17 protein-coding genes are annotated in these 20,295 nt (G+C 72.2%); 7 read left to right on the top strand and 10 right to left on the bottom strand.

Annotated features, from left to right (window positions below; translation table 11 throughout):
• Positions 1-339: 339 nt before the first annotated feature.
• From IEZ31_RS16055 to IEZ31_RS16065, 3 genes are all read right to left on the bottom strand, one after another.
• Positions 340-1,116, bottom strand: coding sequence for an aminoglycoside phosphotransferase family protein (locus tag IEZ31_RS16055; protein WP_229835134.1), 777 nt, complete (start codon positions 1,114-1,116; stop codon positions 340-342).
• A gap of 134 nt (positions 1,117-1,250) precedes the next feature.
• On the bottom strand, positions 1,251-2,285 hold the full coding sequence (locus tag IEZ31_RS16060) for a LacI family DNA-binding transcriptional regulator (RefSeq protein ID WP_190250841.1): 1,035 nt from the start codon (positions 2,283-2,285) through the stop codon (positions 1,251-1,253).
• 83 nt (positions 2,286-2,368) lie between these two features.
• Entirely contained in the window at positions 2,369-5,785 is a 3,417-nt protein-coding gene (locus IEZ31_RS16065; protein ID WP_380020209.1) for a galactose-binding domain-containing protein, read from the bottom strand.
• Positions 5,786-6,160: 375 nt separating this feature from the next.
• On the opposite strand from IEZ31_RS16065, the gene IEZ31_RS16070 reads away from it, so the two are divergent.
• Entirely contained in the window at positions 6,161-7,561 is a 1,401-nt protein-coding gene (locus IEZ31_RS16070) for a GH1 family beta-glucosidase (protein WP_229835143.1), read from the top strand.
• A 52-nt stretch (positions 7,562-7,613) separates the two neighbouring features.
• On the opposite strand, the gene IEZ31_RS16075 is transcribed toward IEZ31_RS16070, so the two are convergent.
• Positions 7,614-8,057 carry a response regulator gene (locus IEZ31_RS16075; protein WP_190250666.1) on the bottom strand — a complete coding sequence of 148 codons (444 nt, stop codon included), beginning with the start codon at positions 8,055-8,057 and terminating at the stop codon, positions 7,614-7,616.
• A gap of 127 nt (positions 8,058-8,184) precedes the next feature.
• On the opposite strand from IEZ31_RS16075, the gene IEZ31_RS16080 reads away from it, so the two are divergent.
• Positions 8,185-8,520: an STAS domain-containing protein gene (locus IEZ31_RS16080; protein WP_190250667.1), complete on the top strand. Its 336-nt coding sequence runs from the start codon at positions 8,185-8,187 to the stop codon at positions 8,518-8,520.
• Positions 8,521-8,541: 21 nt separating this feature from the next.
• Here the strand turns inward: IEZ31_RS16080 and IEZ31_RS16085 are convergent, their stop codons facing one another.
• Both IEZ31_RS16085 and IEZ31_RS16090 read right to left on the bottom strand, forming a co-directional pair.
• On the bottom strand, positions 8,542-8,772 hold the full coding sequence (locus tag IEZ31_RS16085) for a TetR/AcrR family transcriptional regulator (protein WP_229835145.1): 231 nt from the start codon (positions 8,770-8,772) through the stop codon (positions 8,542-8,544).
• A gap of 33 nt (positions 8,773-8,805) precedes the next feature.
• On the bottom strand, positions 8,806-9,048 hold the full coding sequence (locus IEZ31_RS16090; protein WP_190250668.1) for a hypothetical protein: 243 nt from the start codon (positions 9,046-9,048) through the stop codon (positions 8,806-8,808).
• 117 nt (positions 9,049-9,165) lie between these two features.
• On the opposite strand from IEZ31_RS16090, the gene paaK reads away from it, so the two are divergent.
• On the top strand, positions 9,166-10,458 hold the full coding sequence (gene paaK, locus IEZ31_RS16095) for a phenylacetate--CoA ligase PaaK (protein ID WP_190250669.1): 1,293 nt from the start codon (positions 9,166-9,168) through the stop codon (positions 10,456-10,458).
• Here paaK and IEZ31_RS16100 read toward each other — a convergent pair.
• Positions 10,455-10,889: a DUF309 domain-containing protein gene (locus tag IEZ31_RS16100; RefSeq protein ID WP_190250670.1), complete on the bottom strand. Its 435-nt coding sequence runs from the start codon at positions 10,887-10,889 to the stop codon at positions 10,455-10,457. The two genes, paaK and IEZ31_RS16100, sit on opposite strands and share 4 nt — an antisense overlap.
• A gap of 83 nt (positions 10,890-10,972) precedes the next feature.
• On the opposite strand from IEZ31_RS16100, the gene IEZ31_RS16105 reads away from it, so the two are divergent.
• The gene (locus IEZ31_RS16105) at positions 10,973-11,236 is read left to right on the top strand and encodes a hypothetical protein (protein ID WP_190250671.1); all 264 of its coding nucleotides are present in this window, start codon (positions 10,973-10,975) and stop codon (positions 11,234-11,236) included.
• Between the two features lie 117 nt (positions 11,237-11,353).
• On the opposite strand, the gene IEZ31_RS16110 is transcribed toward IEZ31_RS16105, so the two are convergent.
• Positions 11,354-12,148, bottom strand: coding sequence for a maleylpyruvate isomerase family mycothiol-dependent enzyme (locus IEZ31_RS16110; RefSeq protein ID WP_190250672.1), 795 nt, complete (start codon positions 12,146-12,148; stop codon positions 11,354-11,356).
• Positions 12,149-12,271: 123 nt separating this feature from the next.
• On the opposite strand from IEZ31_RS16110, the gene IEZ31_RS16115 reads away from it, so the two are divergent.
• Positions 12,272-13,060, top strand: coding sequence for a phosphatase PAP2 family protein (locus IEZ31_RS16115; RefSeq protein WP_229835154.1), 789 nt, complete (start codon positions 12,272-12,274; stop codon positions 13,058-13,060).
• A gap of 38 nt (positions 13,061-13,098) precedes the next feature.
• On the top strand, positions 13,099-13,902 hold the full coding sequence (locus tag IEZ31_RS16120; RefSeq protein ID WP_190250673.1) for a DUF2127 domain-containing protein: 804 nt from the start codon (positions 13,099-13,101) through the stop codon (positions 13,900-13,902).
• Positions 13,903-13,996: 94 nt separating this feature from the next.
• On the opposite strand, the gene IEZ31_RS16125 is transcribed toward IEZ31_RS16120, so the two are convergent.
• Positions 13,997-14,683 carry a GntR family transcriptional regulator gene (locus tag IEZ31_RS16125; protein ID WP_190250674.1) on the bottom strand — a complete coding sequence of 229 codons (687 nt, stop codon included), beginning with the start codon at positions 14,681-14,683 and terminating at the stop codon, positions 13,997-13,999.
• A gap of 115 nt (positions 14,684-14,798) precedes the next feature.
• Positions 14,799-16,409 carry an AMP-binding protein gene (locus tag IEZ31_RS16130; protein WP_190250675.1) on the bottom strand — a complete coding sequence of 537 codons (1,611 nt, stop codon included), beginning with the start codon at positions 16,407-16,409 and terminating at the stop codon, positions 14,799-14,801.
• A 199-nt stretch (positions 16,410-16,608) separates the two neighbouring features.
• Here IEZ31_RS16130 and IEZ31_RS16135 point away from each other — a divergent pair, with 199 nt between their 5' ends.
• Positions 16,609-20,238 carry a SpoIIE family protein phosphatase gene (locus IEZ31_RS16135; RefSeq protein ID WP_190250676.1) on the top strand — a complete coding sequence of 1,210 codons (3,630 nt, stop codon included), beginning with the start codon at positions 16,609-16,611 and terminating at the stop codon, positions 20,236-20,238.
• The last annotated feature ends 57 nt before the right edge of the window (positions 20,239-20,295 follow it).

Genomic DNA, 20,295 nt, shown 5'->3' on the forward strand with positions numbered 1-20,295 from the left:
CGAGGCGGCGGCGCGGAACGGGAACGGGAACGGCGCACGGCCGAGGCGGCGGCGCGGAACGGGAACGGGAACGGCGCGGGAATCTGGGACCCCCGCAGGGAACGAGAGCGGCGCGGGGCCGGGGCACGGCGACGCGGGGCGGGAACGGGAACGGGAACGGCGCAGGGAACGAGAGCGGCGCAGGGCTGGGGAGGCAGCGCGAGGCGGGAACGGCGCTGGGAACGAGAGAGCACGGGGACAAGAGCACGGGGACAAGAGCGCAGGGGAACCGGAGCGCGTCGCTGGCCGGAGAGGCCGGAGAAGACTGCCAGCTTTCGGCCAAGGGACCTGCGCTCAGCGCTACGGGAGTTGGACCTCTCGCAGCGCGTGTTCGGCGATCGCCGCCATCTCCGGGGTCGGGTCGACGTCCGCCGCTATCGCCGCGCCGATGTTCAGCGCCCAGCCCCTCGCTCGCTCCCACGTGGCATCGTCCACGTCCAGCGCGGCCCGGAACACCGAGCGTGCCGGAGCGTCGAAGGCCAGCCACGCCGCGGCCAGGTCCGTTGCCGGGTCGCCCGCCGTGAGGTCGCCGAAGTCTACGATGCCCGACAGGCGGCCGTCCTCGCCCACCAGCATGTTGGCCGGATGCGGGTCGCCGTGGAGCCACAGCCTCGGGCCCGTCCACGCCGGGATCCGCACCAGTTCGTTCCACAGTGGACGCAGTGCCGGCGGCACGCGGCCCGTCGCGAAGCGGCGGTCCATCGCCTCCGAGCGGGTCGACAGCGCGACGCCGCGGACCGGGTTCGACGGTGCGTCCGCGGGTGCCGGCACGTGCAGGGCGGACATGAAGGCCGCCAGGTCCGCGGCGAACGACAACCGCCCGGGCACCGGAACCCCGGTCGCCGGCGTGCCCGGGAGCCAGGTGTTGATGCTCCACGGCCACGGATACAGCGCGTCCGGTGCGCCCTGCCGGAGGATGTCCGGGATCGCCACCGGCAGCACCGGGCGCAGCACAGGGAGCCAGCGCTGCTCGTTGTGCATCAGCGGGACCGCCTCGGCGCGGCGTGGGAGGCGGACGCTCAGCGACGGGCCCAGGCGGTAGATGTCGTTGTCCCAGCCCGACGCCACCAGCCGCACCGGGCCGTCCAGGTCCGGGTGCTGCGCGGCCAGCAGGCGACGGACCAGCCCCGGAGACGACGAAGACGGAGCTGAAGAAGAGGACGACGGAGGAGGAGGCGAGGACGAAGGCGACGAGAACGACGACGGCGGCGTCATGCGGACTCGCGGACTACCAGTTCGGGGTCGAAGATGACCGACTCGACGCGCAGCGACGGGTTGTCCACGCGGTCCAGGACCATCGTTGCCGCCCTCGCCGCCATGTCCTCCAGCGGGTGGCGGACGGTGGTCAGGGCCGGGCGGGAGTCGAGCGCCGCGCTGCTGTCGTCGAAGCCGACCACCCGCACGTCCTCGGGCACGCGGCGGCCGTCGTGCTGCAGGATCGCCAGTACACCCTGTGCCATGAGGTCGTTGGCCACGAACACCCCGTCGGTCTCGGGGTGCAGGTCGAGCAGTTCGCGGGCGGCCTGCTCGCCCGAGCGGTACGTGAACCCGCCCTCGATCGTCGGGAAGTACGCGTGGCCGTGGCGGGCGAGGGCCTGGCGGAAGCCGGTGAGGCGGTCCTGGCTGGCGGGCACGTGGTCCGGGCCGGTGATCATGGCCGGGCGGCGGCAGCGCTGGGCGACGAGGCGCTCGGCGGCGAGCGCGCCGCCGGCGTCGTTGGCGACGTCGACGTAGCAGATCGGCAGCGGGTGGGCGGGCCGGCCGATCAGGGCCGCGGCGACCCCCGCCTCGAACATGTAGCCCGGCAGCACGTCGTCGGGGTGCAGCGACAGCACCACGGCGCCGTCGGCCTGGCCCTGGCCGAGGTCGCCGACGAGCCGGTTGCGGGCCTCGTCGGTGCCGACGATCTGCAGCGCGAGTTGGATGCCCTTGGGCCGCAGGACGCTCATCATGCCGCCGACCACGCGGCCGAAGTACGGGTCGGCGAAGAACCGGCCCATGAACGGGTCGTCGTCGTGGGTCACCGAGTCGGAGACGACCAGGGCGATGGTGCCGCTGCGGCGGGTCACCAGCGACCGGGCGGCGCGGTTGGGCACGTAGCCGGTCTGGTCGACGGCCGCCCACACGATCTCGTGCAGGCCGGGGTCGACGTTGCGCACCCCGTTGATGACGCGCGACACGGTCGCCCGGGACACCCCGGCGGCGGCCGCGACGTCTTCGAGGGTTGGGCGGCGTTTGTCGTTCATCACGCGCCGTTTATAGCACGAGCGCGGAAAGCGCTCTCCAAGGTCAAGACCCTGGAGAGCGCCGTCCATCGAAGAGCGACGACCTACGCGCGGTACACCCCGAATTCCCACAGCGAGTAACCATACGTGGTCGCGCGGGCCGTTCCGTTGACCCTCACGTAGCGTGCATTTCCGTTGACGGATATGTCATCGAAGCCGCCGTTGCCGGTCGTCGTCGACCAGATCGTGGTCCAGTTGCTGCCGTCGTCCGAGGTCTGGATCTGGTAGCCGGTCGCGTACGCCGCCTCCCAGGCCAGGAACACCTTGTTGAACGTCTGCTTCGAACCGAGGTCGACCTGGATCCACGCCGTCGCCAGCCACTCGCTGGCCCACCGGGTGCCGTAGTTGCCGTCGACGGCGTACGCGGGCAGCTGCGGGCCGTTGGTGCCGGTCGGCTGGTACGTCGAGGCCGTCGCCGTCTTGTTGAGCGCGATGTTCGTGCCCGGGATCGACGGCGGGACGACCCGGAACGAGCGGGTCTCGATGCCGACGTTGCCCTGGCCGTCGAACGCGTAGACGTAGACCTTCCACACGCCGAGCGTCTCGGGGGCCCGAGCCGTGAACGTGCTGCCGTTCTGGGTGAAGACGACGTTGCGGAAGCCGGTGCCGCCGGTGATGTACTTGTCGCTGTACATCAGGTTGTAGCGGATCGCGTCGCCGTTCGGGTCGGTGGCGGCGACGTTCACGGTGAACGTGCTGCCGGCCGGCACCGCCGTCTGGTTACTGACCGTCATGCCGGTGATCTGTGGTGCGGTGTTGGCGAGCGGGGTTCCGGTGTACGCCTGCTTGAGCGCTCCGTAACCGAGCCGGCGCCAGCCGCCGGGGTACGTGTTGAGCCACACGCCGCCGAAGTCGTTCTCCAGGCCGTAGTGGAACTCGGTCGCGCCGAGCGCCACGCCCGGGTGCGACTTGATGGCGTTCCAGCTGGCCGTGTAGCCGTCGCGCTTCTGCAGGTCGGTCGGCTCGTTCGGCACGCCGTTGACGTCGTTGGGGACCTCCCACTCGCCGGACGGGCCGCCCTCGGTGACCACGTACGGCTTGGTGTACCCGCCGTTGATCCAGTCCTGCTTGATGTTGCCGATCGCGCCGTAGGAGTTCACGGCGAGCAGGTCCAGCGCCGGGGCGTTGTTCTTGTAGTACGGCCAGGCGCCGGTGTAGGCGTCGGTCGACGTCACCGGGTGGTTCGGGTCGGCGGCGTGGATCGCGATGGCCAGCTCGTTGACGTACTTGGCGTACGCGACGCGCCGCGCCTCGACGTCGGCCGCGGACAGGCCGTGGTCCTGCATCGTGAGGATGACCTCGTTGCCGACGTCCCACATGAGCACGCCCGGGTGGTTCTTCAGGGCGTTGACCCGGTTCACGATCTCGGTCTTGGTGTTGTTCTTGTAGGCCGTGTCGTTGACGTAGTCGGCGCCCTGGTTCAGCCAGTGCCCGACGATCACCTTCAGGCCCTGCTGCGCGGCCCGGTTGAGCAGCGTCGGCGTGTTGGCGTCGTCGACGCCCCACGTCCGGATCGTGTTGACGCCCATGTTCTTCAGGTCACGCATGTAGCCGTCGGCGGCCGCCTGGGGCGGGCCGTAGGTCAACCCGCGCACCTCCCAGTTGGCCCCGTTGACCTGCAGCTGCCAGTTGCCCTGCGAGCCGGTCACGCGCACCACGCTCGGGCCCGTGGGCGTCGCCGGGTCGGTCATCGCGGCGGGAACGGTTCCCGTGGCCTTGGAAACGGAGACGGAGTCGATCGAGAGCACGCCGCCCGACGTGGTGTCCGGCGTCGGGGTGGTGTAGCCGGCGATGGCGTTGGGCAGCGAGCCGCCCATCGACAGGTCGAAGCGCAGGTAGAAGCCGTGCTGGACGGCCGCCTGCCAGGCGGTGACGCCGACCTGGCTCTCCCGCACGACCCACGACTGCTTGCCGTCGAGGTAGAAGCGGATCTCCTCGTCGGTCTTGGTGCGGTCGATGACCTGGGTGTACTCGTGGTAGCCGGTCTGGCAGCCGACGCACGACGCGAGGCCGGAGGTGCGGCCGTTGTACTCGCCGCACGGCCCGTCGGGCGCGGTGCCGCAGTGCAGGGTCTGCGACAGCTGGCTGCGGCCGTTGACGTCCATCATGATGTCGGTCTCGCCGACGCCCGGCCAGTTGTTCCAGTTGTTGCGGTAGGCGGCGCCGGTGGCCCGGAACGCCGGCCAGTAGCCGTCGCCGTTGGCGACGTCGGGCTGCTTGATGAGCGCGGTGAACTTCACCTGCTCGCCCGGCTGCGCCTGGAAGTCGGTGCGCTGGGTCTCCAGGCGACCGGAGGTCCAGTTGCCGGCGCCGTCGCGGATCGCCTTGATGTTCAGCTTGCCGGCGCCGTCGAGGTACACGTTGGCGGTCGAGTTGCTGGCGGTCTCGACCTCGCCGGTCCCCCAGTTCGCGGCGCCGCCCGGGAACTGCGTTCCCGTGCGCATGATCCAGTTGGCGGCGGCCGGAGACGTGTTCGCGGCGCCGTCGAAGTTGTCGCTCCAGACCGTGGTCCAGCCGGGCTCCTGCGACGGCGACGGTGACGTCGACGGTGACGTCGACGGCGTCGGGCTGGTGGTCGGCGACGAGGTCGGGCCGCTGCCGGTGAAGACCTGGAACTCCCACAGCGAGTACCCGTACCCGCCGGGCCGCGCGGTGCCGTACATGCGCACGTAGCGGCCGGAGCCGGTGATGTTCAGCGTCTGCGTGCCGCCGGTGCCGGTGCTGGTGGAGTAGATGTCCGTCCATGACGTGCCGTTGGTCGACGTCTGGATCTGGAACGCCTTGCCGTAGGCGGCCTCCCACTGCAGCACGACCTGGCAGATCGACTGCGTGGTGCCGAGGTCGACCTGGATCCATTGCGGGTCGGAGAACTGGCTGCCCCAGCGGGTGCCCGCGTTGCCGTCGAAGGCGTTGGCGGCGGCGACGTCCGCGCCCTCCACCGACGACGCGCTGGCCGGCTTGCCCTGTGCGGCATTGGTGGTACCGCAGGTGCCCGGGTTCCCGGTGCCGCCGTCGAACGAGCCGTAGACCTTGAACTCGTAGAGGGAGTAGCCGTAGCCGGACCCGCGGACCGTGCCGTACATGCGCACGTAGCGGCCGCTGCCGGTCACGTTGATCGTCTGCGTGCCACCGGTGCCGGTGGTCGTGGCGTAGACGTTCGTCCAGTTCTGGTCATCGGCGGACGTCTGGATCTGGAACGCCTTGCCGTAGGCGCCCTCCCACTGCAGCACGACCTGGCTGATGGTGGCGGGCGCGCCGAGGTCGATGCGGATCCACTGCGGGTCGCTCCACTGGCTGCCCCAGCGGGTGCCGGCGTTGCCGTCGTTGACGAAGCTGGCGGCGACGTCGTCGGCCTGGGTCGAGGAGGCGGTGACGGGCTTGCCTTGCGAGATCAGGCTGTCGGCGGCGCGGGCGAGCGGCGCGACCACGACGGCCACGGCGGCGACGACGGCGAGGGCGATGGCGGAGAGCAGGAGGATCCGCCACTTGGTCGGTCCGCGCCAGGCGGCGGGCCGCCCGCGGAGATGAAGGGCCGGTTGCACTCGGGGGCTCCTAGCTGAGGGGTGTGGGAGAGCGCGGGCCGGCGGGGCTGGAGAGCGCTCTCCAATTGGTCGCAGTCTTGCCCTGCCGTTTCCCGCATGTCAAGAGTGCCGATGTCTTTGGCAAGATCTTTTGACCGAGTTTGCGGTAGTTCCGGGGGATCCTCGCGTCCGCGGACCTTGACACCCCGGCCCGCGACGTCGCAGTCTGGTCACACGGCTCGGAGAGCGCTCTCCAGCCGTTCTTGTTATCCGTTGCGACGTCGCGCCGAGTGCGCGGCACGGGGAGTGGTGGTTGTGAGCACGACGGCGGTGCGGACCACGGAGGGCCTCCTGGCCTTCCCGTCGACGTTCTGGTGGGGCGCGGCGACGGCGGCGTACCAGATCGAGGGCTCCGTGGAGGCCGACGGGCGCACCCCGTCGATCTGGGACACGTTCTCGGCCCAGCCCGGCCGCATCGACAACGGCGACACCGGCGCCCACACGACCGGCCACTACACGCGCTACCGCGAGGACGTCGGGCTGATGTCGTCGATCGGCCTGTCGGCGTACCGCTTCTCGATCGCGTGGCCGCGGATCCGCCCGACCGGCGGGCACGGCGTCAACGAGGCCGGCCTCGGCTTCTACGACCGGCTCGTCGACGAGCTGCTCGGCGCGGGCATCCGGCCGGTCGCGACGCTGTACCACTGGGACCTGCCCCAGGAGCTCGAGGACGCCGGCGGCTGGACGAACCGGGACACCGCGCTGCGGTTCGCCGACTACGCGGCCGTCGTCGCGCAGCGGCTCGGCGACCGGGTGGCGATGTGGAACACGCTGAACGAGCCGTGGTGCTCGGCGTTCCTCGGCTACGGCACGGGCGGGCACGCGCCCGGCCGGCGCGGCCACGTCGGCGCGCTCACCGCCACCCACCACCTGCTGCTCGGCCACGGCCTGGCCGTCGCCGCGCTGCGTGCCGCGGGCGTGACCGGCCAGGTCTCGACGGCCCTGAACGCGGGCGCGGTACGTCCCCTCACCGACGACCCGGCCGACGCCGACGCCGCCCGCCGCATCGACGGCCTGCTGAACCGGATCTTCTTCGACCCGATCCTGCGCGGCGCGTACCCGGCCGACGTCCTGCGCGACACCGAACAGCTCACCGACTGGCACTTCGTCCGGCCGGGCGACCTGGCCACGATCTCGGCGCCGGTCGACGCGATCTGCGTGAACTACTACCAGCCCGACCTGGTGAGCGCGGCCCCCGACGGCGAACTCGACCACGGCACCCCGTACCCGACCGCGCAGGGCGTGCGGTTCCACCCGACGCCGGGGCCGGTGACGCACATGGGCTGGTCGGTCGACCCGACCGGGCTGCGCGACCTGCTGCTGCGCATCCGGCGCGACTACGGCGACCGGCCGCTCTACGTCACCGAGAACGGCGCCGCCTACGAGGACCGGATCGGCCCCGACGGCGGCATCGACGACCCGGAGCGCATCGCCTACCTGCGCGGTCACCTCGCCGCCGTGCACGAGGCCATCTCGGCCGGTGTGGATCTGCGGGGGTACTTCGTGTGGTCGCTGCTCGACAACTTCGAGTGGGCGTTCGGGTTCAGCCGCCGGTTCGGGCTGATCCACGTCGACTACGACACCCTCGCGCGGACCGTGAAGGCGAGCGGGCACTGGTACCGCGCGGCGATCGCCCGCGGCGCCATCGAGGCTTGAGGCCTGTTTCATCACTGGGCCGGGCTGCGGCGGGCCCAGTGATGAACAGGCCTCAGGCGCTGAGGCTGCGCCGGACGCTGATGTAGAACGTCTCGATCCGGCGCACCACGTGCATCAGGCTCGCGAAGTCGACGGGCTTGCGGATGTACGTGTCGACCCGCAGCTCCTGGCTGCGCAGGACGTCCTCCTCGGCGGTGGAGCTGGTCAGCACCACGACCGGGATGTCGTTGAGCCGCGGGTCGGCGTGCACCGCAGCCAGCACGGCCCGGCCGTCGACGCCGGGCAGGTTGAGGTCGAGCAGCAGGATGTCGGGCCGGGGCGCGTCGGCGTAGGGCGGTTCGCGGCGCAGGTAGCGCAGCGCGTCGGCGCCGTCGGCGCACACCGCGATCCGGTTGCGGACCTTGTGGTCGGCGAACGCCTCGCGGGTGATGAGCACGTCGCCGGGGTCGTCCTCGACGAGCAGGATCTCGATCGGTATCGCCGGATCGTCGACCATCCAGACCCTCCCGCACCATCCTGCGCAACCAGCTCAGCGCCCACAGTAACGTGTCCGGGCCACCCGCTCCCAGCCGCGGCGCGCCGGGACGCTACGGTGCTACAGGCTTTCGAGGAGCGGAGCGGTCATGGCGTTCTCGATCTCGACCGTCGGCGGTCACGGCCTCGTGACGGCCGACGGTGAGCTCGACGTGAGCACGTCGGCGGAGTTCCGCCGCACCGTCAACGCCGCGCTCGACGAGGGCGGCGGCACGCTCGTCATCGACCTCTCGGCGGTGACGTTCATGGACTCCACCACGCTCGGCGTGCTCATCGGCGCCTACAACCGGGTCCGCGACGGGGGCGGTGCGCTGGCCGTGGTGTGCCCGGACCGCATCCGGCGGGTGTTCCGGATCACCGGCCTCGACCAGGTGTTCCGCCTGTTCGACACGGTCGAGGCGGCCCGGGCCGCGCTCGCCGGCTAGGCCGCCGGCCGCGGCCGGCGCTCAGCCCGTCGGCAGCGCGGACAGCTCCGGCGCCGAGAGGTGCAGCACCTCGTACCGCGCGGTGCGCCGGATCGCGGCGGCCGCCAGGTCGGGCTTGCCGCGAAAGTGGTGATACATGCTGCCCTGGCCGGCGCCGGCCCGCTCCTGGATCGCCCGCGGGCTGGTGCCGGTGTAGCCGCGCTCCCACAGCAGCGCCTGCGTGCTCGTGACCAACCGGTCGACGGCGTCCATGCCGTACGCACTAGTAGGTACGGAGCCGCCGCGTTAGGTCTGGTCGACCAGCAGGGCGTGGTGGCGGGTCGAGCGCTCGGCGGCCGACTGCTCGCGGAGGATCTCGTCGATCTCGGCGACCTGCTCGGCGGTGTGCCGCGACAGGATCATGTCCAGCTCCAGGCGCTCGGCCGGCGTGCGGTACGCGGCGATCTCCCGGGCCAGCCGACGGCGGGCCCGGCGGGCCTCACCACGGCTGGTCAGGGCGTCGCGCACCCGGCGGGAAACGGTTTCCATGGCTACTCCTTCAGTCGTTCCGACAGCAATACTGTATCGATTCAGAAAGATCCACAGCGCTGGTGCCGCCGTGACGCGGGGCACGCGGGTCGTGAGCTGCGGGTGCAGGATGCAAAGGTGCGCGACGTCACCCCCGCCGGCCTGGAGCCGATCGAGACCGCCTCCCGCGACGAGCTGACCGCCCTGCAGCTCGCCCGCCTCCAGCAGACCCTGCAGCACGCGTACCGCAACGTGCCGCACTACCGGGAGGCGTTCGACGCCGCCGGGGTGCACCCCGACGACTGCCGCGACCTGTCCGACCTGGCGCGGTTCCCGTTGACGACCAAGGACGACCTGCGCCGTCGGTACCCGTTCGGCATGTTCGCGGTCCCCCGCACCGACGTGGTCCGCATCCACGCCTCGTCGGGAACGACCGGGAAACCGACCGTCGTCGGGTACACCCGCGGCGACGTCGACACCTGGTCCGACCTCATGGCCCGCTCGATCCGCGCGTCCGGCGGCCGGCCCGGCGACGTGGTGCACGTCGCCTACGGGTACGGCCTGTTCACCGGCGGCCTCGGCGCCCACTACGGCGCCGAGCGCCTGGGCTGCACGGTCGTGCCGGTGTCGGGCGGCATGACGCAGCGGCAGGTCATGCTGATCCAGGACTTCCGGCCGGACGTCATCATGGTGACGCCGTCGTACCTCCTGGCGATCGTCGACGAGATGGAGCGGCAGGGCCTCGACCCGCGGGAAAGCGCGCTGCAGATCGGGATCCTCGGTGCCGAGCCGTGGACCAACGACATGCGCACCGAGATCGAGGCGCGGCTCGACCTGCACGCCGTCGACATCTACGGCCTGTCGGAGGTGATGGGCCCGGGCGTGGCCAACGAGTGTGTGGAGACGAAGGACGGCCTGCACGTGTGGGAGGACCACTTCTTCCCGGAGATCGTCGACCCGGTCACCGGCGCGCCGCTGCCGGACGGCTCGGTCGGCGAGCTGGTCTTCACGTCGCTGACCAAGGAGGCGATGCCGGTGATCCGGTACCGCACCCGCGACCTGACCCGCCTGCTGCCCGGCACCGCCCGCACCATGCGCCGCATGGAGAAGGTCACCGGCCGCAGCGACGACATGATGATCGTGCGCGGCGTGAACGTCTTCCCGACCCAGATCGAGGAGCTGCTGCTGCGCGAGCCGGCCCTGGCCCCGCACTTCCAGTGCGTGCTGTCCCGCCGGGACCACCTGGACGTCCTGACGGTACTGGCGGAGCGCCGCCCCGCCACCGCGGCCGAGACGGCGGCGGCGTCCGGCGAGCGCCTCGCGTCGCTGGTGAAGAACACGATCGGCGTCTCGGTGGAGGTCCGGGTGCTCCCCGCGGGCGGCGTGGAACGCTCGGCGGGCAAGATGCGCCGCGTGGTCGACGAACGCTAGCCGGCGCGCAGGCGGGGGGTGCCGTCACCCGTCGCGCAGAAGCGGATCAGCCCGGCGACGTCGATGCCGTGGGGCGGATCGGCGGCGTACGCGCCCAGCCGGTCCGCCGCCCGCCCGAGCAGCCGCCCGGCCCCGGCCGGGTTGCCGCGGCGGGCGTGGGTGACCCCGACGGCGAGCTGGGCCAGGCCGCGCCAGAGCTCCCGCTCGGGTGCCGGCGCCGCTTTCCAGGCCGCCTCCAGCACCTCGTGCGCATGGAACGGCCGATCGGCGTCGAGCAGTCGCTGGGCCTGTTCAAGGGCCTCGGCGGGGGTGACGGTGAGGTCGTCGGGCATGGTGGGCACCCCGGTGGCGCCGCGGGGCAGCGGGCGCCCGAGCCCGTCGCGGGGCCGGGCGTTGCGCGCCCGCCCGTCCTCGTCCCGGTCACGTTCCACGGCCTCCACGCTACGTCACGGCCCCCTCACATCGACCGGCCCCCGTACGGTGGCGAGGCTCGATGTCCGGCATGATGGTGTGCGTGACGCAATGGGAGTACGCGCGACTGGAGTACCGTGCGGCGGGAACGCTCGGCATGGACAAGTTCGAGGACTGGGATGCCGTCTTCCACCACCCGGGCGGTGTGCAGCGCTGGGGCACGGACGAGCGCTTCAACGACCTCCGCCACCTCAACCGGGCCGGCGCCGAGGGCTGGCAGGCCTACGACCGGGCCGCGATGCTCATCGGCCAGCCGCACCGCCTGCACGCGGTCACGTACTCCCTCCGCCGCCCCGTGGACCGCTGACCGCGCCGTCACGCCGGTGAGGGCGCGGGCGCACGACGGCGAACCGCGGCCGGGCGTGGTGCCCCGTGGCGGCCGGCCGGCAACGACCGGCCGCCACGGCGCCGCCGCGGCACCGGGTCAGTAGCCGGGGAACAGCGCCCGCAGGTCGTCCAGGGAGAACGCGCCCGTCGCCTTCACCGACGACGGCGTGTACCGCTCGCCCAGGCGGCCCGCGGCCAGCCGCAGCCACGCCTCCAGCGGCAGCGACAGCTCCGCGTCGGGGTCGGCCGGGGGCTCGACGAGCGAGACCTGGTCGGCGTCGACCCGCACCGCGAACCGCTCGTCGCGGTCGGTCAGCGTCACGAGCAGGGTGCCGGTGCGCCCGTCCAGGCGGTCGGGCTTGGCGATCCAGTTGAACATGCCCTCGATGCGGGCGTTCATCAGCTCGGCCGCCGCCGGGTCGAGGGTCGCCGCCGGGTCGAACGCCACGCGGACGTCCCAGTCGTGGTAGCCGAACTCGGTGAGGCGCAGCACCGCCGACGTGGCCACGTCGATCGGCGCCGGCATCCAGCCCACGTCGACGCGGTGCGACGCGCGCTGCTCGGGCGTGAACGCCTCGTACGCCTCGACCAGGCGCTCGTTCGCCGCCGGAAACGCGGCCTGCCGCTCGTCGGGGGTCATCGCGTCCCAGCGGGCCCACACGCCCTTGTTGAACTCGAAGTCGGGCGCCGGCTCGCCGGACAGCGACCGCCGGACGGCCTCCAGGTTGATCTCGGCGCCGCTGCCCAGGTGGCTGATCACCTGGGAGACGTCCCACTCGCCGGCGGCGGACGGGCCGCGCAGCTGCTCCGGCGTGAGCCCGCGCACCAGCGCCGTCAGCTCGTCGTGGCCCGTGCGGAGAGCGGCGATCGCTTGATCGGCTCGGGTGGTCATGACACTCCTCAGGCTCGGGACGGGGAAACAACTTGAAGCATAAACAATCCTGTGACGCACGACTCGCGGAGACTGCCCGATCAGCAATATTGCCTGCTTGGCAACATCAGGTACTTTCTGATCGTGAACACGGGGGTCGTATCCGGTGAACGCCAGAGCACCACGAGGCTACGACCACGTGCGTGGACCGAGTTACTGCTGGTCGTCGGGCTTTTCCTGGCGTACAAGATGGGACGCCTCGTCGTCGACGGACGGGTGAGCGCCGCGTACGCCGACGCCAACCTGGTCTGGCACGTCGAGCGGGCCCTCCGCCTGCCCAGCGAGGCCGACCTGCAGCAGGTGCTGCTCAGCGCCGAGGCGCTGGTGCGCGGCGCCAACATCTACTACGCCGTCGTCCACTTCCCGGCGACGATCGCGTTCCTGCTCTTCATGTACTTCTTCCGGCCCGAACACTACGTGCGCTTCCGGCGGATGCTCGCCTGGCTCACCGCCATGGGGCTGCTGATCCACTTCGCGTTCCCCCTCGCACCGCCGCGGATGCTCGGCGCGCTCGGGCTGGTCGACACCGCCGCCGTCTACGGACCCTCGGTGTACGGGCCGCCGGAGACCGACACGCTCAGCAACCAGTATGCGGCGATGCCGTCGCTGCACGTCGGGTGGGCCATCGTCGTCGCGGCCGGGCTGATCGTGGCGACCCGGACGAAGTGGCGCTGGCTGTGGATCGCGCACCCGGTGCTGACCATGATCGTCGTCGTGGGCACCGCCAACCACTACTGGCTGGACGGAGCCGTCGCCGGGGGCCTGGTCGCCGGCCTGCTGGCGGCGACCGCCAAGCGTGAGCTGGAGGTTCCGGCGGTACCGCTGCCGCTGCAACGCGCCGAGACCGCGCACATCGCCGGAAAGCCGACCTGACCGGCGCGAGACGAGCGCGGTTGCGCTATCAAGGTCCCGTGGACTGGAACCTTCGCACCTGCGCCCGGCGCGGCCACGTGACGTACGCGCCCGCCGAGGACGCCTACCGCGAGCGCCTGGAGGCGACGACCCCGGTCGGCCCGGCCTGGCGGTGCCTGCGCTGCGGCGACTTCGTCATCGGCGAGCCGCACGCGCGCGGTCCGGCCGAGGACGCGCCGATCGTGCTGCGCGGCCGGGCCCTGCGCGACGCGCTCATCCTGCGCCTGCTGTCCGTCGAGCGGTTCGTCAAGGGCCTGCTCGTGCTCGCCGCCGCCTACGGCGTGTTCCACTTCCGCAGCCACCGCGACGGCGTCGAGCGGGCGTTCAACGAGGACCTGCCGCTGCTGCGGCCGTTCGCCGACAAGATCGGCTGGCGGTTCGAGGACTCCGCGATGATCCACACGATCCGGACCGTCATCGAGGCCGAGTCGCGCACCCTGCTGTGGGTCGCCGCCGGCCTCGCGCTCTACGGGGTGCTGCAGCTCGTCGAGGGCATCGGCCTGTGGCTGCTCAAGCGCTGGGGCGAGTACTTCGCGGTGGTCGCCACCTCGCTCGGCCTGCCGGTCGAGATCTACGAGCTCACCGAGAAGGTGACCTGGCTGCGCATCGGCGCGCTCGTGGTGAACGTCGCCGCCGTGCTGTACATCCTGTTGTCGAAGCGGCTGTTCGGGCTGCGGGGCGGCCACGCCGCGTACGCCGCCGAGCGGCACGAGACGAGCCTGCTCGAGGTCGAGATCGCCGCGCACGAGCCGACCCTGCCCCGCGGGCTACGGGATCCCAAACTCCCGGTAGGCGCTCGGTGACCGGCTGATCGCGCAACTGCCTCTGGCGGGAAACGGATTGGCGTCGTATAGTTGAACGCGAGACCGGCATCTTCCCCCGTGGATGCCGGTCTTCTTACTGTCGGACGCTGCCCCGGATCGTGCGGATCGCATTGAGGTTGTGCTCCCGCGCCGCGGTCTCCAGCACCGCAGGGTGGTCCTCCCCCGCCTCCAGCAGGTCCAGCAGGCGGTCGTGCTCGTCGACGGCGCCGCTCAGCCGCACCTGGGGGTAGAGCGCGGCGAGCACGCGCGACGCGTCGATGCGGTCCCAGATCCCGTCGAGGGCGTCGATCATGTACTGGTTGCCGCAGCAGCAGTACAGGGTGCGGTGGAACCGCCGGTGCAGGGCCATGATCTCGCCGTGGTCGAGCCGGCGCGCCGCGGCGCCGGTGCGCAGGGCGGCGTTGAGCCGGCGGGCCTCGGCGATCTGCTCGGCGGTCACGTGCCGGGCCGCCGCCGCGAACGCGTAGCCGTCGAGCAGCGCGAGCATCTCGACCAGCCGCTCCCACTGCTCGTCCCGCAGGGTGGCGACCCGGGCCCCGACGTTGCGGGCGAAGCTGACCAGCCCCTCGGCCTCCAGGCGGCGGATCGCCTCACGGACCGGCACCGGGCTGACGTCGAGCTCGCGGGCGAGGGCGCTGAGGACCAGCCGGTGACCCGGCCCGTAGCGGCCGTCGAGGATCCGCTCGCGGATCTCCCGGTAGGCCAGCTCGTGCTTGGAGGGCTCGGCAGGCCCGGGCGCCCGGGAAGACTCAAGTTGCACGTGCGGATTCCGCTCTTGACATCGGCGGAGGCACCCCACAATCATATACGATCGGACGTTCGCCATCCGTGGTGCGGCTGGTCGACGGGGGCAACCGCGCCGCGGATGGCGAAAGTCAGGCGGTCCGTTCGGCGCTCAGGCCCAGCTCGCGCATCGACGTCTCGCGCATCTCCACCTTCCGGACCTTGCCCGTCACGGTCATCGGGAAGCCGTCCACGATCTTCACGTGCCGTGGGATCTTGTAGTGTGCCAGGCGCCCGGCGCAGAACTCGCGCACGGCCTCGGCGGTGAGCGGTGCCGCGCCCTCCCGCAGCCGCACCCAGGCCATCAGCTCCTCGCCGTAGCGCTGGTCCGGCACGCCGATCACCTGGACGTCGACGATGTCCGGGTGGGTGTACAGGAACTCCTCGACCTCGCGCGGGTAGACGTTCTCGCCGCCGCGGATGACGAGGTCCTTGATCCGGCCGACGATGTTCACGTAGCCCGCGTCGTCCATGGTCGCCAGGTCGCCGGTGTGCATCCAGCGGGCGCTGTCGATCGCCTCGGCCGTCTCGGCGGGCTGCCGCCAGTACCCCAGCATCACGCTGTAACCGCGGGTGCACAGCTCCCCCGGGGTGCCACGCGGGACGACCAGGCCGCTGTGCGGGTCGACCACCTTCACCTCGAGGTGCGGCCCGACCCGGCCGACGGTGGACACCCGCCGGTCGAGGCCGTCGTCGCGGGCGGTCTGGGTGGAGACCGGTGACGTCTCGGTCATCCCGTAGCAGATCGTCACCTCGGCCATGCCCATGTCGGCGATGACGCGCCGCATCACGTGCACGGGGCACGGCGAGCCGGCCATCACGCCGGTCCGCAGGCTCGACAGGTCGTAGCCGGCGAAGTCCGGCAGGGCCAGCTCGGCGATGAACATGGTGGGCACGCCGTAGAGGACGGTGCAGCGCTCCCGGTGGACCGCGCGCAGCGTGGCGGCCGGGTCGAACGAGCGCTCCGGGATCACCATGCAGGCACCGTGCGTGGTCGCGCCGAGGTTGCCCATCACCATGCCGAAGCAGTGGTAGAACGGCACCGGCAGGCAGACCCGGTCGGCCTCCGTCCAGCCCTGCGCCTCGGCGACGAAATAGCCGTTATTCAATATATTGTGATGCGAGAGCGTCGCCCCTTTGGGGAACCCGGTCGTGCCCGACGTGTACTGGATGTTGATCGGGTCGTCGAAGGTGAGCGTGGCCTCGCGCTCGCGGAGCGCCTCGGCGGTCGCTTCGCGGTCGAACAACGGCCCGTCACCGATGAAGACCACGTCGTCGAGCGACGGGCGGACCTCGGTGACCATGGCCCGGTAGTCCGAGGTCTTCAGCCGCTGCGCCGCCACGAGCAGCCCGACGCCGGACTGCTCCAGCACGTAGCGCAGCTCGTGCGTGCGGTACGCCGGGTTGATGTTGACCAGGATGGCGCCGGTCTTCGCGGTGGCGTACTGCAGGATCGTCCACTCCGGACAGTTCGGCGCCCAGATGCCGACGCGGTCGCCCTTCGCGATCCCGCGGGCGATCAGCCCCCGGGCCGCGGCCTCCACGTCGGCGTGCAGCTCGGCGTAGGTCCACCGGCGGCCGCTCGGCACGTCCACGAGCGCCTCGGCGCCGGGCACCCGGGCGGCGGTGCGGTCGAGGTTCGCGCCGATGGTCTCGCCGAGCAGGGGCACGCCGGCGAGGCCGACGCTGTACGACAGCGACATGCATTCACGATGCCACCGCGGCCCGCACTCCTCCAGTGCTCGGCGGCTCCCGGTGCCGGTGGCGGCGTCGACCTCGGCGGCGCCGGGACGATCGTGGGCACCCCGGCCCGGGTCCGTCGTCGGCGCGGTGCCGGCCGGGCGGACCGGCCGACCCCGCGGAGATCGGTGGAACCGCGCGGTTGCCCGTAACCTTGGCGTCATGGCCGGCCCCTTCTTCGCCGACACCGAGGTCAGCCGTGACCTGGCGGCCGTCGACTGGGCCGCGACCCCGCTCGGTCCGCCCGACGACTGGCCGCAGAGCCTGCGCTCGGTGGTGCGCATCCTGCTCGGCTCGCGGTTCTCGATGTGGATGGCCTGGGGGCCCGAGCTCACGTTCTTCTGCAACGACGCCTACCGGCGCGACACGCTCGGCAAGAAGTACCCCTGGGCGCTCGGCCGCCCGGCCAGCGAGGTCTGGGCCGAGATCTGGCCCGAGATCGGCCCCCGCATCCGCACGGTCATCGACACCGGCGTCGCGACCTGGGACGAGGCCCTGCGGCTGTTCGTCAACCGCAGCGGCTTCACGGAGGAGTCGTACCACACGTTCTCCTACAGCCCGCTCACGGACGACGACGGCACGATCACCGGCATGCTGTGCGTCGTCAGCGAGGAGACCGAACGGGTCATCGCCGAGCGGCGCATGGCCACGCTGCGCGACCTGGGCTCCGACGCCGGCGAGGGCGGCGTGTTCGCGGTCGCCGAGCGGCACCTCGCCGCCCGCGACGACGACCTGCCGTTCACGCTCGCCTATCTGTTCGACGACGACGGCGGTGCGCGGCTGGCCTGCAGCACCGGCGTGCCCGACGGGCACCCGCTGCGCACGTCGGCGGCGTGGCCGCTGGCCGAGCTGGAGCGCGGGGTCCCGCTGACCCTCGGCGGGTTTACCTGGCTGCCGGCCGGGGCGTGGCCGGAGCCGCCGACCGAGGTCCGGCTGGTGCCGCTGGCCCGGGAGGGCGGCGGGCAGCCGTACGGCTTCCTCGTCGTCGGGCTCAACCGGTATCGGCCGTTCGACCAGGGGTACAGCGGCTTCCTCGACCTGCTCGCGGGGCAGGTCGCCGCCCGGATCGCCGCCGAGCGCGCCTACGACGCCGAGCGGCAGCGCGCCGAGCAGCTCGCCGAGCTCGACCAGGCCAAGACGGCCTTCTTCACCAACGTGAGCCACGAGTTCCGCACCCCGCTGACGCTGCTGCTCGGGCCGGCCGAGGACGTGCTGGCCACCCCGCTCACCCCGGACCAGCGCGACCGGATCGAGGTCGTGCACCGCAACGCCGAGCGCCTGCTGAAGCTCGTGAACACCCTGCTGGACTTCTCGCAGCTGGAGTCGGGCCGGCTGGAGCCCCGCCTGGAGGCGCTCGACCTGGCCGGGCTCACCGCCGAGCTGGCCGCGATGTTCCGCCCGGCGGCCGACCGGGCCGGGCTGTCGCTCGTCGTGGACTGCCCGCCGCTGCCCCGGCCGGTCGCCGCGGACCGGGAGATGTGGTCGAAGATCACGCTCAACCTGCTGTCGAACGCGCTGAAGTTCACGTTCTCCGGCACGATCGCGGTGCGGCTGGCCGACGGCGGCGACGGGTTCGCGCAGCTGCGCGTCACCGACACCGGCGTCGGCATCGACCCGGCCGACCAGGGCGCGCTGTTCGACCGGTTCCACCGGGTGACCGGCGCCCGCTCGCGCACCCACGAGGGCTCCGGCATCGGCCTCGCGCTGGTCGCCGAGCTGACCGCGCTGCACGGCGGCACGGTCGGGGTGCGCTCGGCCGTCGGCGAGGGCAGCACGTTCACCGTCCGGATCCCGTTCGGTCCGGCGTCGCCGCCCGGCGACGGCTCGGCGCTCTCCCGGGATCTGCGCGGCTACGTCGCCGAGGTCGACCGGTGGGTGGGCACGCCCCTGCCGGTGCCGATGTCGGGGGCGACCGGGCCGCGGGTGCTGGTCGTCGACGACAACGCCGACATGCGCGACTACATCCGGCGCATCCTGGAGATCGACTACCGGATCGTGGAGGCCGGCGACGGGCTGCAGGCCCTGGCCCTGGTCCGGGCCGACCCGCCCGACCTGGTCCTCACCGACGTGATGATGCCCAACCTCGACGGGTTCGGCCTGCTCGCCGCGCTGCGCGAGTCGGGGGCCGCACACGTGCCGGTGATCATGCTGTCGGCCCGCGCCGGCGACGAGGCGACTGTCGAGGGGCTCGAGGCCGGCGCCGACGACTACCTCGTCAAGCCGTTCTCGCCGCGCGAGCTGCGCGCCCGGGTGCGCTCCAACCTGGAGTTCGACCGGCTCCGGCGCACCCGCGACGAGCTGCAGCGCAGCCGCGAGCTGCTCGACCAGGCGCAGCGGCTGGCCTCGGTCGGCAGCTGGGAGCTCGACCTGCGCACCGGCGCCGTGCACGGCTCCGACGAGTTCCTGCGCCAGTTCGGCTCGACCGGCACGCTCGAACCGGACTTCTTCGTCACCCACCTGCACCCCGACGACCGGGCCCACGTCGAGGCGGCCCTCACCGCCGCGGTCGCCGGCGAGCCGCTCGACTACGAAGCCCGGGTCCGGCTGGACGACGGCTCCGTCCGGGTGTTCCGCACGCTCGGCGAGCTGGAGCGCGACGCGACCGGCACCCCGGTCATGCTGCGCGGCTCCAACCAGGACATCACCGAGCAGCGGCGGGCCCAGCAGGCGATCGCCGCCGGCGCGGCGGCGCAGGAGGCCGCGGCCCGCGAGCACCGCATCGCCGACGAGCTGCAGCGCAGCCTCATGCCGCCGGTCCGGCTCGACCCGGAGCACCTGGAGGTCGCCGCCTACTACCGGCCGGGTGTGGCGGGCACGCAGGTCGGCGGCGACTGGTACGACGTCATCGAGCTCGGCGCCGACCGCACCGCCCTGGTGATGGGCGACGTGATGGGCCGCGGCGTGCCGGCCGCCGCGGTGATGGGCCAACTGCGGGCGGCGGTGCGCGCCTACGCCCGGCTCGACCTGCCGCCGGCCGACGTGCTCGAGTACCTCGACGGGGTCGTCCGCGACCTGCGCGAGGACCAGATCGTCACCTGCGTCTACGCCGTCTACGACCCGGGCGAGCGGAGCCTGACGTACGCCAACGCCGGGCACCTGCCGCCGCTGCTGCTCCTGCCGGGGGCGGCGCCGCGGCCCCTCACGTCGTCCGGCCCGCCGCTGGGCACCGGGCCGATCACCCTGGCGGAGGAGCGGATCGAGCTGCCCGTCGGGTCGCTGCTCACGCTGTACACCGACGGCCTGGTCGAACACCGGGACCGGGACCTGGACAGCGGCATCTTCGCCCTGGCCGCGCTCGTCGGCGACATCGCGGGGCCGCTCGGCGACGTGCCCGACCGGCTGGTGTCCCGGCTGCTGCCCGACGGCCCCGACGACGACATCACGCTGCTGCTCACCCGGGTCGTCGGCGAGCCGGGCGACGAGCAGTCGGTCATCCGGCACATCCCGGCCGAGGAGCGCGCGGTCCGCGACGCCCGCCGCCTGGTCGGCACGACCCTGCGCCGCTGGTCGGCGCCGCCGCGGGTGGTCGACGACATGACCCTGGTCGTGAGCGAGCTGGCCGCGAACGCGGTCCTGCACGGCCGCCCACCGATCCAGCTGCGGCTGCGCCGCACGGCGACGCACGTGGTGCTGGAGCTGCACGACACGGCGCCGTACCTGCCGCGCAAGCAGCGGCCGACCCCGGACGACGAGCACGGCCGGGGCCTGCAGCTGGTGGCGTCGCTGTGCGACCGGTGGGGCACCCGCCCCACGGCCGACGGCAAGGCCGTCTGGTGCATGCGCTCGATCTGAGCGAGGCGGCTACTTGTTCGCCCCGAGGCAGAGCCCGTCGCCCTTCTTGCCCTGCTC

The organism is Dactylosporangium sucinum, from assembly GCF_014647515.1.
GTDB classification, from domain to species: Bacteria; Actinomycetota; Actinomycetes; order Mycobacteriales; family Micromonosporaceae; genus Dactylosporangium; species Dactylosporangium sucinum.